General features: G+C 46.1%; 14 protein-coding genes and 3 pseudogenes. 4 read left to right on the top strand and 13 right to left on the bottom strand.

Annotated elements, in window-relative coordinates; all coding sequences use genetic code 11:
* Nucleotides 1-127: 127 nt before the first annotated feature.
* The 4 genes and pseudogenes from brxC to FTT94_RS14890 form a co-directional block, all read right to left on the bottom strand.
* Nucleotides 128-1318 (bottom strand): annotated as a pseudogene (brxC, locus tag FTT94_RS14875) (BREX system P-loop protein BrxC); the annotation flags it as partial.
* Nucleotides 1319-1358: 40 nt separating this feature from the next.
* Entirely contained in the window at nucleotides 1359-1934 is a 576-nt protein-coding gene (locus FTT94_RS14880) for a DUF1788 domain-containing protein (RefSeq protein ID WP_086355031.1), read from the bottom strand.
* 16 nt (nucleotides 1935-1950) lie between these two features.
* Entirely contained in the window at nucleotides 1951-2562 is a 612-nt protein-coding gene (locus FTT94_RS14885) for a DUF1819 family protein (protein ID WP_121523422.1), read from the bottom strand.
* 10 nt (nucleotides 2563-2572) lie between these two features.
* The gene (locus tag FTT94_RS14890; protein WP_180004198.1) at nucleotides 2573-3439 is read right to left on the bottom strand and encodes a WYL domain-containing protein; all 867 of its coding nucleotides are present in this window, start codon (nucleotides 3437-3439) and stop codon (nucleotides 2573-2575) included.
* Between the two features lie 208 nt (nucleotides 3440-3647).
* On the opposite strand from FTT94_RS14890, the gene FTT94_RS14895 reads away from it, so the two are divergent.
* Nucleotides 3648-3977 (top strand): DUF4236 domain-containing protein, encoded by a 330-nt coding sequence (locus tag FTT94_RS14895; RefSeq protein ID WP_005403805.1) that lies wholly within the window; start codon nucleotides 3648-3650, stop codon nucleotides 3975-3977.
* Nucleotides 3978-4250: 273 nt separating this feature from the next.
* On the opposite strand, the gene FTT94_RS14900 is transcribed toward FTT94_RS14895, so the two are convergent.
* Entirely contained in the window at nucleotides 4251-5483 is a 1233-nt protein-coding gene (locus FTT94_RS14900; protein ID WP_160255372.1) for an ATP-binding protein, read from the bottom strand.
* A 550-nt stretch (nucleotides 5484-6033) separates the two neighbouring features.
* A pseudogene (locus FTT94_RS14905) lies at nucleotides 6034-6345 on the bottom strand (HNH endonuclease signature motif containing protein); the annotation flags it as partial.
* A 282-nt stretch (nucleotides 6346-6627) separates the two neighbouring features.
* Between FTT94_RS14905 and sul2 the strand changes: the two are divergent.
* The 3 genes from sul2 to FTT94_RS14920 all read left to right on the top strand — a co-directional run bounded on the left by sul2 (nucleotide 6628) and on the right by FTT94_RS14920 (nucleotide 8304).
* Nucleotides 6628-7443, top strand: a complete 816-nt coding sequence (gene sul2, locus FTT94_RS14910; RefSeq protein WP_001043260.1) for a sulfonamide-resistant dihydropteroate synthase Sul2 — start codon at nucleotides 6628-6630, stop codon at nucleotides 7441-7443.
* Nucleotides 7444-7529: 86 nt separating this feature from the next.
* A complete protein-coding gene (locus tag FTT94_RS14915; RefSeq protein ID WP_071830581.1) occupies nucleotides 7530-7778 on the top strand; it encodes a phosphoglucosamine mutase in 249 nt (82 codons plus the stop codon).
* A 61-nt stretch (nucleotides 7779-7839) separates the two neighbouring features.
* Nucleotides 7840-8304, top strand: a complete 465-nt coding sequence (locus tag FTT94_RS14920) for an ATP-binding protein (RefSeq protein WP_071830580.1) — start codon at nucleotides 7840-7842, stop codon at nucleotides 8302-8304.
* Between the two features lie 73 nt (nucleotides 8305-8377).
* On the opposite strand, the gene mph is transcribed toward FTT94_RS14920, so the two are convergent.
* The 7 genes and pseudogenes from mph to FTT94_RS14960 all read right to left on the bottom strand — a co-directional run.
* The gene (gene mph, locus FTT94_RS14925; RefSeq protein ID WP_071830579.1) at nucleotides 8378-9265 is read right to left on the bottom strand and encodes an Mph(E)/Mph(G) family macrolide 2'-phosphotransferase; all 888 of its coding nucleotides are present in this window, start codon (nucleotides 9263-9265) and stop codon (nucleotides 8378-8380) included.
* A gap of 673 nt (nucleotides 9266-9938) precedes the next feature.
* The gene (locus FTT94_RS14935) at nucleotides 9939-11432 is read right to left on the bottom strand and encodes an IS91-like element ISVsa3 family transposase (protein WP_001120888.1); all 1494 of its coding nucleotides are present in this window, start codon (nucleotides 11430-11432) and stop codon (nucleotides 9939-9941) included.
* 210 nt (nucleotides 11433-11642) lie between these two features.
* The gene (locus tag FTT94_RS14940) at nucleotides 11643-11867 is read right to left on the bottom strand and encodes a hypothetical protein (protein ID WP_000743213.1); all 225 of its coding nucleotides are present in this window, start codon (nucleotides 11865-11867) and stop codon (nucleotides 11643-11645) included.
* Nucleotides 11864-12601 carry a recombinase family protein gene (locus FTT94_RS14945; protein ID WP_001366550.1) on the bottom strand — a complete coding sequence of 246 codons (738 nt, stop codon included), beginning with the start codon at nucleotides 12599-12601 and terminating at the stop codon, nucleotides 11864-11866. The genes FTT94_RS14940 and FTT94_RS14945 overlap by 4 nt, the downstream gene beginning before the upstream one ends.
* Nucleotides 12602-12749: 148 nt before the next feature.
* Complete coding sequence (locus FTT94_RS14950; RefSeq protein ID WP_024160783.1) at nucleotides 12750-13916, bottom strand: tetracycline-inactivating monooxygenase Tet(X3); 1167 nt, start codon at nucleotides 13914-13916, stop codon at nucleotides 12750-12752.
* A gap of 189 nt (nucleotides 13917-14105) precedes the next feature.
* Entirely contained in the window at nucleotides 14106-14699 is a 594-nt protein-coding gene (locus tag FTT94_RS14955; protein WP_205779272.1) for a tyrosine-type recombinase/integrase, read from the bottom strand.
* 72 nt (nucleotides 14700-14771) lie between these two features.
* A pseudogene (locus tag FTT94_RS14960) lies at nucleotides 14772-14903 on the bottom strand (IS6 family transposase); the annotation flags it as partial.

Genomic DNA, 14903 nt, shown 5'->3' on the forward strand with positions numbered 1-14903 from the left:
CTCGGTTAATTAAGGCTCGGTTATAGGATGACCAATTGGTTGTACGGTAGATTTTAGAGGCAGGCTTATTCATTTTGAAATTATATTGCTGAATAAGCTTTTGATGCTAGGTTTGTGCAACAAAGCCGTTATGGATAAAGCTGTCTGGCCCCTCATAGTTCTTTAGGGTTGGGCCTGAACGGTCAAAGGTAATCTGATTTTTTAAGATATCGCCCTTTTGCTCAAACACTGATCTGAGCAATGCTTCTGCTTCTGGGGTTTTACGTAATAAACGTTTCTGGATGACTTCATCGGTATTGGAACTGGACAGTGATAACCGGGTTTTAAAACGACCAGCAATCTTGGAGAAGTCATTGGCTTTGGAAGAAGACATCTCACCTAAAACAGCATCGATGTCTGCCTGTGAGGTGACGATAATCCAAGCGCGGCCTTTACAGATCGTACCCAGGTTTTCAGTAATGGTTTGCAATGTCAGCATCAAGCGGGTATCGCTGCCAATAAACTGCCCCACTTCATCGACCAAGAACAACATGCGTTGCTGGGGTCCTTTGCTGTCCAGGTATTCTTTCACCCACTGACAGAAGTTTTCAACCGAAACACTAAAGGTCTGCTCAGAATCCTCAAACCACTTGTGTGCAGCTTCTGCTGATAGATTCAGTGCCTGAGAAATCGCAGTTTCGACATCATCCTGATAGAACTGATATCCGTCACGTTCTTCTAGCCAAGACATGCCGCTGGATTCCTCAAACGCCTGTTTAAAGCGTTCATACACCCCTTTCTGGCTCAGGTGACGTTCCATATGGGCAATATGTGGATGGTCAGCACTAAAACCCTGATACTCGTTAAACACACGTAAAAACACATTCAGGATCGGATTGCCATCGTCATTGGAACTGGCTTTACTGTCAATGTTAAACAGGATGACATCGGCATGATGGCTAACGGCCTTGCCAATATCGGCACGGATAAATGCATCGCGGATTTTAGTTTCATCAAAGAATTCTGCGGCGCTACGCTCGTTACCTTGCGCATCACGTACCACTTTATTGGCCAGAATATACGACAAGGTTTTCAGGAAATGTGATTTACCTGAACCAAAGAAGCCTGAAATCCATACGCCGACACGGTTGGCAATCGAAGGATCGCTCAGGTCTGTGCCATAAGACTGGAAAAAGTCCCGAAAATGCTTTTCCAGTTCATTGGTGACCACATACTCATCGAGTTCCTGATAAACCGTAGTATTGTCATTCTGGTCTGCTTTTACGACCCCGTTAATCGCACGATCTAATGGCTTATAAAAAAGTTCTTTAATGTTCATCTCAATCCATTCCCCCGAATTCTTATTTCTATTTGCCGTGTTAAGGCACTAATCTGAATGCTCTGTAGTAATTATTGCTTGGAATTTTTCCAAATAAACTCATCGCTTGACCGTCGTAATAACCTGGGTAAAACAGCACCACTGGCTTATGCCCCAGTAACGAATGCAAACTGTTCAATAAGTGATGGGCACGTAACAGTGGCCAAACCGACCCTACCCCAGTCATCAACACAATATCTTGTGCATTGGTGGCATATTTACTCACCAGATAGGGCGCGAACTTATCCATATGCAGTGGGCCTTTCAGCGCTTTGAGCAGCGCCTCATCGCCTTTGGCTTTTTGCATTTGAATGGCTTTATCGATGAAGTTACGCTCAGACAGATAATCCACCACGGCTTGCAGCAGGTTGATATTCACCACCTTCAGCTGACTGTGTTTTTTCTCCAGCATCCCGTCTAGAAAATGCAGATATTCGCGCACCTTCAACTCATCTTCAGGTGCATAATCAAAAATCCAGAAGCCAATTTCATTGCCCAATCCTTGTCCAGTGAGAAACTCGGTTGAAAGTATTCGCTCTGGAATCTGGTTCAGACGCTCATGTATTGTTTGACTCATTGCTGCCCCTCTACAACTAACGCGTCCATACCGACACTTCCATAGATCTTTTAATGCGTTGTTTATAATGTTCTTCCAACAGGCTACGCAGCTCTGCTCTGACGATCACGCGCTGCAACTCCAGCTTACGGGTACTTTTTAAATAACCGGCTTCTGCCAGCATGCGAAACACCACCTGCCCCATTTTTTTCTTGCTGGACTCTTTCCAATCACAGATATCCGGATCACGTTGTGAGCGTTCATCCAAAAAATCTGACCAGATATAACTGTCCAAGTATTGCGCCTGGGAGATATAGGCATCCCTCATCACCGTTTCCATAAACTCAAGCAGCAACAGGTTGCGTTCCAGTGCCCCACAAAAAGCCACCTGAGTCGCCAGCTCATCATCCCCATCCCGCAAAGCTTTCCAGAAATCAGGCTCTAAGCGCTCAAGACGCTTACGAATGGCAGTGGCGTTACGTTGGGCTGAAGCAGGCGTTCTTTTTTGCAGAATATTGTCAATCTGAATGGCCTGATGCCATTGTTCTGGAGTCGCTTCTCGTAATAACAGATCCGCGATCAGCCGGCTTTCACGCACCATCAGGGAACCGCCAATCAGGTCACTGTCATAATGAAATTGTTCTAACATAGCCAATCTCCTATGACGCCTGATCAAACAGGTAAGACGACAGCTTTTCGATATCTGAGCGTTGTAGTACCAAGGGATATTTCAAGGCATCATCCGCCTCAGCCAGCGTGATCGCGGCCTGATATCGCTGCAAAGTATAGTGAGCCAGGGCTTTTTTCACCGGAATCTGTAATCTGCCATCAGGCATGCCGAAGTCTTTTTCGACCAGCGCTTGTTGTGATGAGTTCAATTTTGGATTAGGGATCAGCGTCAGTACAATTTCTTCATGCCATTGCTGATCCTGAGCAGGGCCTACTGACTCAATCGCCATCACAACAGGTGTGCGATCAATTCTGGAGAGTAAAAAGTCCTTAAACTGCTTGCTCTGATGGCAATAGGCACGGACATGCCAGCGAAAACCGGTATACACCAGGGTGTGTGGGGAAATGATGCGTTCATGCCACTGCGGATTCTGCATCGAGGCATAAATCATTTTTAAAGTACTTTGGTTGCGGCAGGCACGCAAAACTTCCCGAATCACTTCAGGACGTACACTGCGATCAGGTAATTGAACTGCTGTAAGATTCGGTTCTGGCATCGCAATAAGGGCATGCGATTCACTGACCAAGCCCGAGAGCATATTGAGATATTCATTGATATGCGCTGTAGTCAGTACAGGCTGGAAGCTGGCCTTAGGCACATAACCCTTGACGGAGGGGTCATGAATCAAGGCATCGGGGTTATACAGCGTATTGTAACGCTTGATATCCGCAGAAGCCTGCTGTCGACTGAGCCCAAACCAGCTCATCAAACGATTGGTAACCAAACGACCTTCCCAGTAAGCAAGCAACTCGATGGCTCGCATTCGAAGAAGCACTTCATGCTTATCTGTCGTCATATACCAATCAGTCAATAAATAGCAGCTTTAAGATTACCCTACAGCAAATATACAGTAAATATTTTTGACGGTATTTAAAGGTAGTATTGCAATCATCAGATAAAAAATATACTAGTATCCTGATGATAGCCGTCAAAGTACGATCTCTAGCAGATCATGGATCCTGGTATAGCGCGTGAATTGAGCTAAGTTTTAGAATGAGAGAAATATGGGTTTTAGATTTCGTAAAAGTATTAAATTATTCCCGGGTTTTAAAATTAATCTGACCCATAAAGGCATCAGCAGTGCCAGCATTGGCAAACCTGGTGCTTCTCTAAATATTGGGAAAAAAGGTACGCGAACCAGTGTCGGCATTCCAGGTACGGGACTATCTTACTCTAAACACCAACCTTACTCTAAAAAGACCCGTGTTCCACAACCGACATCGCTAGAACACACGGAATATAATCCTCAGAATTTAGAACAACCGAAGGCAAAGATATGGCCTTGGATTATTTTTGGAATATTGTGTTTTATGGTGGGTGCCGTCATTTTTTAGCAAGAACCGCATTGTATTTTAATCAAAAAAAAAATGCCCAGATGGATGAATGGGCAAACTAAGGAATTAATATCCTTCAGAAACTCCAGCGCAATTCTCGCTACTTTCAGTAAGCGACTCTGGCTCAATCATGATAGTCTGACTCAATCGAGTCGAGGTAAATCGATCCATCACAATTGGAGCAGAAATTATGCTTGATCACACTCTTGGTTAATGCTGAAAAGTCTTTGAGTTTTAATTAATAAATAATAGTATCCATGTCTACCCTCAACTTTACTTATTTTCAGATAGCAACCAATCGAGAGCACTCATTTTTACAATACCATTATAATTCGCTTCAGTCCCTATCGTGTCTAATGTAAGCAAATACTTGGGATACGAATCAGAAATTTTCTGTAATGGACGTAACTCTCGGCTGAGTGTCTCCTCATTGAGCGTTTCTAATGCCACCTGATAATAAGTTAAATTCTGTAAAGTATCGACAGCAACAAAATCAATTTCATATTCATCAACCCGCCCTACATAGACCGTATAACCTCGTCTGACAAGCTCAAGATAAATCACATTTTCTAAGATATGACCTTGATCAGCATTAGCATCAGGCAACATAATCCGGCGCAATCCGACATCAACTAAATAGTATTTTTCAGAGGATTGTAATAACTCACGCCCGCGTACTTTAAATTGTGCGGCACTATAAAATAACAAACTGTCCTGTAAGCCCTGAATATAGCGTTTTACTGTTTCAAATGAAATTTTAACCCCACTTGAAACAAAGGTATTTTTAATTTTATTGATGGAAATAGCTGAGCCTGTCACGCTTGCCAAATATCTTGTGACACGCTCGAGAGAGTTAATATCGGCAGTATTCAAACGTGGAATAACATCTTTAAACATTACACTGGCATAGACCGCTTGCAAGTAATCATAAGTTTCCTGCTGGCTAGTCATGGCAAGCGTATAAGGGAAACTACTGCGCGTATACATGGCATACAAATCACGATTTGATAATTGTTGGATGATCGGATTATTTTCAATATGCCACTGTTTAAATTCTTGGAATGAAAGGGGTAAAACATGTTGCTCTATATAGCGTCCTGTAAGTAAAGTCGCAAGTTCTCCACTTAGAAAGAATGCATTTGAGCCTGTAATATATAAATCGATATAATCCCGAACATATAAAGAGTCGACTACTTTCTCAAAATTTGTAACATGTTGAATTTCATCTAAAAAAACATAGTTTTTTTTACTTTTATCAACTTTGGATAATACATAATCATGTAGTTTACGGTAATCGGTGAGTTCTTCAAATTCCATAAATTCGAAGTTGATGGCAATGATGTTTTCGGCTTGTACGCCCTGTGCTTTTAGGTCTTGTTGAAACATCGCCAATAAGGTGGATTTTCCAGAGCGACGTACACCCGAAAGCACTTTAATGACATCACGGTCTTGCCATGTATTCAGAAATTTTAAGTAGCCATCACGTCGAATATTAGCGCTTCTCATTATTTACACTTAGAATCTAAAGTTTTAATAAATTCTATCAAATTTTAGAATGTATATGTAAATATATTTAGTTTTAAGAAAAGTTTAAAGGTTAAGTGAAACATTCAAAGCTGCTGTAGAAGCATGTAAACATGCAGATCTGATCAAAATCCAAATTCTGTCTTTTTGATTATTTTCCATGTCATGTTATGTCATTTATGCTACGAGTTAACTGCTATATAAATTAAGTGAAAAGTAAATGGAACTAAGTTGTTAACTAGAGTGGAACTCATTTTTGTTGTGCTGATGGTCTCAGCCTTAATCCTAATTGCTTATGAAATGCTAAAAGGTTTATTTTAGAGCATCTATACAATTTTTGATCAAAAAAAGCCCACAGAGGGAATCTATGGGCGAAACTAAGGACCTTGACGGTCATTCAGAAACTACAGCTAGTTTCTGGTTGTGATTCTGGACTGAATTAAAAATAACCATATTGGCTGAATGTATCAAAAGTTAAATCATGTGATTAATCATTGATACTTCTGCAAAAATGAGCTCATCGCTCTGTTGATTAATACAGTAATTCACCAAACAAATCCGCTCTAATCTCTTCCAGGCTCAGATCTGATTTCATCCTATTACAGATGGGATGAACCAGCAGACCATTCTCTAGAACACCTTGCCCACCTACGGCTTTGGCAATCCGATGATCCGATTCAGTAGAATCAAGATAGATCAATCCATCACAAATGAGGCAAAAGTTATGATTACCCACCAGAAAATTGTGCTTAAGCAGACTCTTGGTTAATGCCGAAAAGGCCTTGGGCTTTGACCGAGAAATTGGACTAATCGACTCCACATATCCCACTCTATTGTAAACAAGACATTTTTATCTTTTATATTCAATGGCTTATTTTCCTGCTAATTGGTAATACCATGAAAAATACCATGCTCAGAAAAGGCTTAACAATATTTTGAAAAATTGCCTACTGAGCGCTGCCGCACAGCTCCATAGGCCGCTTTCCTGGCTTTGCTTCCAGATGTATGCTATTCTGCTCCTGCAGCTAATGGATCACCGCAAACAGGTTACTCGCCTGGGGATTCCCTTTCGACCCGAGCATCCGTATGAGACTCATGCTCGATTATTATTATTATAGAAGCCCCCATGAATAAATCGCTCATCATTTTCGGCATCGTCAACATAACCTCGGACAGTTTCTCCGATGGAGGCCGGTATCTGGCGCCAGACGCAGCCATTGCGCAGGCGCGTAAGCTGATGGCCGAGGGGGCAGATGTGATCGACCTCGGTCCGGCATCCAGCAATCCCGACGCCGCGCCTGTTTCGTCCGACACAGAAATCGCGCGTATCGCGCCGGTGCTGGACGCGCTCAAGGCAGATGGCATTCCCGTCTCGCTCGACAGTTATCAACCCGCGACGCAAGCCTATGCCTTGTCGCGTGGTGTGGCCTATCTCAATGATATTCGCGGTTTTCCAGACGCTGCGTTCTATCCGCAATTGGCGAAATCATCTGCCAAACTCGTCGTTATGCATTCGGTGCAAGACGGGCAGGCAGATCGGCGCGAGGCACCCGCTGGCGACATCATGGATCACATTGCGGCGTTCTTTGACGCGCGCATCGCGGCGCTGACGGGTGCCGGTATCAAACGCAACCGCCTTGTCCTTGATCCCGGCATGGGGTTTTTTCTGGGGGCTGCTCCCGAAACCTCGCTCTCGGTGCTGGCGCGGTTCGATGAATTGCGGCTGCGCTTCGATTTGCCGGTGCTTCTGTCTGTTTCGCGCAAATCCTTTCTGCGCGCGCTCACAGGCCGTGGTCCGGGGGATGTCGGGGCCGCGACACTCGCTGCAGAGCTTGCCGCCGCCGCAGGTGGAGCTGACTTCATCCGCACACACGAGCCGCGCCCCTTGCGCGACGGGCTGGCGGTATTGGCGGCGCTGAAAGAAACCGCAAGAATTCGTTAACTGCACATTCGGGATATTTCTCTATATTCGCGGTTCAGCAGGCATGTCCCCTTTGAGGGCGACCCGACGACAGGATAATCGACCTTATGGTGCGCAAATATTTCGGCACAGACGGTATTCGTGGCAAAGCCAACGAAGGCGCGATGACGGCGGAAACCGCCTTGCGCGTCGGCATGGCGGCTGGCCGTGTCTTTCGTCGCGGTGACCACCGCCATCGTGTCGTGATCGGCAAGGATACGCGCCTGTCGGGCTATATGCTTGAACCCGCGCTCACAGCCGGTTTCACCTCGATGGGCATGGACGTATTCCTTTTTGGCCCGCTGCCGACAACGTAATAGGAAGAATAAACGCCCTTTTCACCCAAGTCCAAATTAATTTGCCGATTCCATAATCAGGGTGTATTACAATTCCATAGAGTTTTTCAATCCAGGTGGTTTAGCTGATAACTTAACGATTGATCAGCTTCTTCGTGAAGATTACTCGCCATGGGCGCGCAATAAAAGGATATCTGCCACGTTCAAAGAAGCGCATTTTATTGAAAAATATGGGTCAGGCATCAAACGAATCCAAGAAGGCTTCGCATCCTATGGTCTGCGTCCCCCTGTCTTTGAAAATTTCCAGCACGGTTTTCGAGTTATTGTCTCATCAAAGCTACTTTTCGAATCTAATGAGGGAGTAAGTGAGGGAGTAAATCTACTATTTAATCAGATAAGAACTAATCCAGGAAAGCGTGCACCATTTTTAGTAAACGAGCTATTAGTTCCTGTCAAGATAGTAGAGCGGTGGCTCAAAATCTTAAGAGATGATCATAAAATCGAGTTTCGAGGAGCTCCTAAAAGTGGAGGATACTGGCTAAAATAGAAATCAATGATACTCTTAAGTGGCACCAATCGAACTCCTATTTTAGCATTTAAAAAAGTATCCTCACATCATTTTATTGAACAATACCTAAGGCTGCTCTGGCGGCATTGATATGATTATCGTCGTTGCACTCTACCGCAAAAGCGCCATATGCTAATGGAGCTGCAGCAGCCCTCTCTATAGATTGTTCGTAGAGCCTATCCCATATCGTTCCGCCTTGTTTAGCATACTCCGTTATCAAACTCTTCAGGCTATCCTCTCCAAAAACCGATACGTGACCAGAAAAGTCCAGTGCAGGATCACCCATATGCGCAGTAGACCAATCTATGATACCAGAGGTCTTACCTTCCTTCGAGGTTAAGACATGCCCTGCATAGAGATCGCCATGGATGAAACAAGTGAATTCAGGCCACAAAGGGTCATTGTCCAACCATCTACGGTATCTGTTTTCCAACGGCTCGCTGATACCTATCTCAGATTTCACCAAGTGGATACGGTCAGCTATTTCGGTCCTCAATTCACTTGGAGTCATTATTTTCAAGTTGCTCTTTCTCACATCGTCAGCTGTAATACGATGTAATTCGGCCAATGATTTTGCCAGAGACTCCACATAAGCTATGCTATCGCGATCTATGTTCCAAGAAACCTCATGTGTTATCGCATCGAATGTCAGAGCAGGCGCATCCTCCAGTAAAGGGTAGGCTATTAGGCGCTCCGATACAATTTTCCAATCAGGGACATTGATCGACAGGTTTCTTTTGGCTAAATCCAATATTCTACTTTCATTTTCGATTTGTTCAAGCATATCGCTTCTTCGAGGTATACGGAGTACCCAGTTCTCACCGTTTACTTCCTTTACAAAGGCAACTCTAAAGTCGATGCCCATCTCATTGACGCTCATCTCTTCCGAAATTCTCAGCCCATGCTCTAGGGCTAATGTTTGCATATCTTCGATTGTCATTTCTATACTGTTTTCTTTTATTAAATTGGTACCAGTTCCCCCGACAGGACATTCTGAATGTCATATACAGGTGTAACACTTTACCCATATTCTTTTCGTATGGATAACACTTCCCATCAGGGAACAAAAATCTGATACATGAATTAATTGTGAGACAGTAGACCTACTGTCGCATTGAAGCCATCTCGGCGACTATTTGATTAGGAAAACCAAGGCTTTGCCATCATAGCCTTATCATAGAAGTATAACATAGTTGTAAAGATAGAAAATTATTTTTTATTCATCCATGATGTTATTATTTTATAATAACATCATCTAAACATGTCCTGTCGCTCTTTTGTGCTGTGATATTTCATACCTATTAACTGCTTTCGTTTGAATTATACGACGTTCTACTCACAATAGGGCAAGGGTTACTCATTCCGTAGGATGCGGTTCACGTATAGGAAGAATAAACGCCCTTTTCACCCAAGTCCAACAGCTTTGGACCGCAGTTGACTCTTTCGACACCCCTGCGATGCAACCCAATCCGGCTGACGGGGAGCCAGCAACGCTGAAAATTTACCCTCCTCTTTCCCACTAGCGGCTCCTTTTCCGACAACCAGCACGGCGGATCCCTGCCGCGGCGCTGTGAACGCAGCATTTTGATTGGTATCGTTGGCCTTCAGGCTCGTCAGTCAAACAGACCCAGGAGCAGCTCAGCCGGTGGCGCCCGGCTTTCGGGTAACGCCCTGGTCCCGCTGGTTTCGGCTTTGTGCTTCAGGTGATCAAGGATCTGCTTGATCACTATAGGGTCTTCAATGCAGGCGATGACTTTCATGGCGCCGCCGCAGCCGCTGCAGGTCTCGATGTCGATATTGAAAACACGCTTGAGCCGTTGCGCCCATGTCATCGACGCTCGCCGTTGTGCTGGTGTTGCCGGTTCATCAGCCACCCTGACCTTGTTGCCCCTGCCCCGTTTTGCCGGCGTGACCAACGCCCGGTGCCGACTGTTGGGTGCGAACACCCCGTGGAAGCGGGTTAGGTTGACTCTGGGCTTCGGTACCAGGGCGGCCAGCCTTGCAATGAAATCCAATGGTTCGAAAATGACGTGCGTGGTGCCGTCCCGGTACGGCGTCTTGAGCTGGTAGCGCACGTTGCCGCCTCGTGTTAACGACAGCCGCTTCTCGGATACCGCCGGGCGGCTGATGTACCGGCACAGCCGTTCGAGCTTCTTGCGTTCATCGGCCCTGGCCGCCACGCCGGCGTGCAGGCTGGACCCGGCTACCTTGCCAATCCCGTCACCGAACGGATCACCACTGGTCGGCAGAGTTTGCAAAGTGAACACCTTTCGCCCCGCCTGTGAACCGACAGCGATACGGTAAGTGATCGAGTGCCCCAGCAGGGGTGTCATCGGGTCGTCATCCACCGCATCCGAGGCCAGATAGCTGTTTTCGACATCCCGTTCCAGCAGGCCTTGCCGTTCCAGATAGCGACCCACCCGGTGGGCGATGGTGTGCGTCAGCTGGGTGAGCTCTGGGCTGGTCGGCGCCTTGACCCAGCGGAAACGCGCTGAGCCGTGGGATTGCTCGACATACACACCGTCGAGAAACAGCATGTGGAAGTGAACATTCAGATTGAGCGCCGATCCAAAACGCTGGATCAGGGTGACCGCGCCCGTCTTGGCCACTTGGTGGGTATGGCCCGCTTTCTTGACCAGGTGCGTGGCAATGACGCGGTAAACGATGCCCAGCACCCACCCCATGATCTCGGGCCGGCTGGCAAACAGGAAACGCAGCTGAAACGGGAAGCTCAACACCCACTGACGCATGGGTTGTTCAGGCAGTACTTCATCAACCAGCAAGGCGGCACTTTCGGCCATCCGCCGCGCCCCACAGCTCGGGCAGAAACCGCGACGCTTACAGCTGAAAGCGACCAGGTGCTCGGCGTGGCAAGACTCGCAGCGAACCCGTAGAAAGCCATGCTCCAGCCGCCCGCATTGGAGAAATTCTTCAAATTCCCGTTGCACATAGCCCGGCAATTCCTTTCCCTGCTCTGCCATAAGCGCAGCGAATGCCGGGTAATACTCGTCAACGATCTGATAGAGAAGGGTTTGCTCGGGTCGGTGGCTCTGGTAACGACCAGTATCCCGATCCCGGCTGGCCGTCCTGGCCGCCACATGAGGCATGTTCCGCGTCCTTGCAATACTGTGTTTACATACAGTCTATCGCTTAGCGGAAAGTTCTTTTACCCTCAGCCGAAATGCCTGCCGTTGCTAGACATTGCCAGCCAGTGCCCGTCACTCCCACTCGATTGTAAACAAGCACACAAAACCCTTTAGTGACAACAATTTGCAAGAACTATCAGGCTCAGTGCCATGAAAAATACCATGACCAGATCATGAGGTTGAACACGGCTTGCGCCGGCAGCGTTCACGCTCCTGGTCGGCGATCTCGCCCGGCTGCAATGCTAGCTCAGCATCGGTCATGCGCTCCAGCACGTCGCGTAGGCGGATGGTGCAAGGAATGGGCGGCAGCTCGAACTCATAGCCGCCGGCGATCATTTCGGCCGCAATCTCCTCGGTGATGAAAAACGGCTCGTCGTCTTGGTTCGGCTTCTTCATGCCCTTTCCTCCTGGCGCTCATCCTGGCCGACAGCGGCCAGGGCATCGGCTTCCGTCAATGCGTCCTCCACGAACGCGCCGTGCTGCTTCGCTTCGGCCTGGCTGACCTCGGCCCATATCCGTTTCACCTGGGCCGCACTGTACCCGGCCAGCTCGGCGGTCTTGTTGATGCTGTAGCCGGACTTGCGCAGCGCGACAACTTGGGCGCGGCGCTTCGGATCAGCACGGCGGCCCTTGTACCGCCCGGCCTGGCGGGCCAACTCAATGCCTTGGCGCTGGCGTTCGCGCCTGTCCTCGTAGTCGTCGCGGGCCATCTGCAAGGCCAGGCGAAAAAGCATGATCTGCACGGCTTCCAGCACGATCTTGGCGACGCCCTGGGCCTCGGCCGCCAGGTCGGATAGATCGACCACGCCAGGGACGGCCAGGCGTGCGCCTTTGGCCTGTATCGAGGCCACCAGGCGCTCGGCCTCGGGCAAAGGTAGGCGGCTGATGCGGTCGATCTTCTCGGCAATGACCACCTCGCCGGGCTGTAGGTCGCCGATCATGCGCAGCAGCTCAGGCCGGTCGGCGCGTGCGCCGGATGCCTTCTCACGGTAGATGCCGGCGACGTAGTAGCCGGCGGCCTTCGCGGCCGTAGTGATCGCCTCTTGGCGTTCCAAGTCCTGCGCGTCGGTGCTGACGCGCAGATAGACCCGCGCCACCATCGGCGCGGCTACTGGCTTCGTCCTGCGCATACTTGCGGGCTCCTTTGGGCATACTCAAATGCACCCATCTTAAACTGGCAGCTAATGTACAAAAGTTGATAGAAGCACACAAGTTCAATTTTGCACTTCTGCCCCACTATTGCAAAACTGCTTGTTAGTAGCCGTTTTTTCTTACTGTTTATAGATTCAATAATTTTTGAAACGAAAAATTGGGACTAAACATTTCGGTTTCGTTTTCTGTCGATTCGTCCTGCGTATCTTTTGCATAAACAAACATTTGTTGTTCGTAGTTTTCGATGGCATTTTCAATACTTGTAAATTCTCCGTTTGTAAGGTTTTCAGACAATATCAAAGCATCCAATAATCCCGTATTTACACCCTGTCCTGCAAAAGGCGACATCAAATGAGCAGCATCGCCAATCATTGTTATGGGTAATGGACGGTTACTTTTCCAATCATTGTTCAAAGGAAATTTCCTTGTGGGCAAGCATTGAAATGTTGATACCGAACGTATTAATTGTTTGTAAACTTCACTCCATTTGGAAAATCTTTTCAATAAAAAATCGGCAACGCTGTTTCTGTCCTGAAAATCTAAGGGAATTTTATTTTTCCATTCATCGGGCGTTTTAAAACTAATTCCTAAATACAATGCACCATTATTATTGGGATTGGCAAACAATAAAATGCCCTGATGTCCCGCCATTAATCGGTTGCCGTTGCATAGCTGAAAAAATCCGGGACAGTTTATTTCCGGTTGAAGAATATCAGCTTGGATGTTGAAAGTACCGGTTTCTTCAACTTGCGTGTCGGTAACAAAGCTCCTTATTTTCGACATTCCACCATTGGCAAGAATAACCAAATCTGCTGTTTCACTCGGTTTATTCTCAAAAGTTAGTGTCCACTTCTTCTTACCAGGTTCAAGCATAACAAGTTTTCTATCCCAAATAACCGTGTCGTTTTCTAAACTATTCAACAAGATAGCCCTTAAGTCATTTCTGTTTATTTCAGGATTGTCAAATCGATTTTCGGGCTTTACATTTTTTGTGGATAAAATATTGCCTTTTTCATCAGCAATATTTACACCCATTGGTAAGGCTAAGTCATAATAAGTTTGTAACAATCCCGCTTTTTTCATTGCTTCCTGACCTGAACCTTTGTGTAGGTCAAGGGTTCCACCAAAAATTCTTGCCTCTCGGTCGTTGTCTCTTTCGTAAACTGAAACGTCTATGCCGTTTTGCTGTAATAATTTTGCCATAGTCAGTCCAACGGGTCCACCACCAATTATTGCAACGTTCTTATCACTAAGTAAATTCATTTGTTTGTCCGTATCTATTCGCATTGTCATTCAAAAATGGCACATAACAAGTGGCTATACGCCAAATGGCGTATATATCCACTATATCTTATTTTGCTAAACCTTTCATTATCAGTGACAAATCCGTTTTCAACCGTTTACCGTTCGTTTCTACTCTCTCAAAAGGATTTATATTCATAGTGCTTTTTGTTAAGTTTTGCTCAAATATACAAATCCTTTCTATATATCTAACAAATCCATCGGACTTTTTAATTGTTCCATTCCCTTGGTGGTAATATGTGTATAAACCTCAGTTGTTTTACTGCTTGAATGACCTAACAACGATTGAATATAACGTAAACTCGTACCATTCTCAAGCAAATGCGTTGCAAAGCTATGTCGTAAGGTATGTACAGTAACTTCCTTTTGAATCTTTGCTTTTAAAACAGCTGCTTTAAAAATGTTTTGAATACTTCGGCTTGAGTATGCGCCACCTTTTTGACCTTCAAATAAATAATCTTTTGGTTTATATTCCATAAAGTATGTTCTTAAAATAATTAATGTTTTCTCAGATAAAATGGTATAACGATCTCTTTTTCCTTTTGACTGTTCTATACGAATTTGCATGCGCTTGGAGTCAATGTCTTTTATTTTCAGGTTTATACATTCAGAAATGCGCAAACCTGCCGAATAAATAGTCATCAGAATAGCCTTGTGTTTCACGTTTTCAATAGCGCGTAGTACCCGAATGGTTTCTTCTTCACTCATCACAACAGGAAGTGTTTTTTCTTTTTTTGGTCTTTCGATGAAATATGTTTTCCGTTGTCCACCCAAAACACGTTCGTAATAAAACTGGCACTGTTGCAAAGTTAGCGATGAGGCAGCCTTTTGTCTTATTCAAAGGCCTTACATTTCAAAAACTCTGCTTACCAGGCGCATTTCGCCCAGGGGATCACCATAATAAAATGCTGAGGCCTGGCCTTTGCGTAGTGCACGCATCACCTCAATACCTTTGATGGTGGCGTAAGCCGTCTTCAT

This window comes from Acinetobacter sp. YH12027, from assembly GCF_013420085.1.
Taxonomy (GTDB): domain Bacteria; phylum Pseudomonadota; class Gammaproteobacteria; order Pseudomonadales; family Moraxellaceae; genus Acinetobacter; species Acinetobacter amyesii.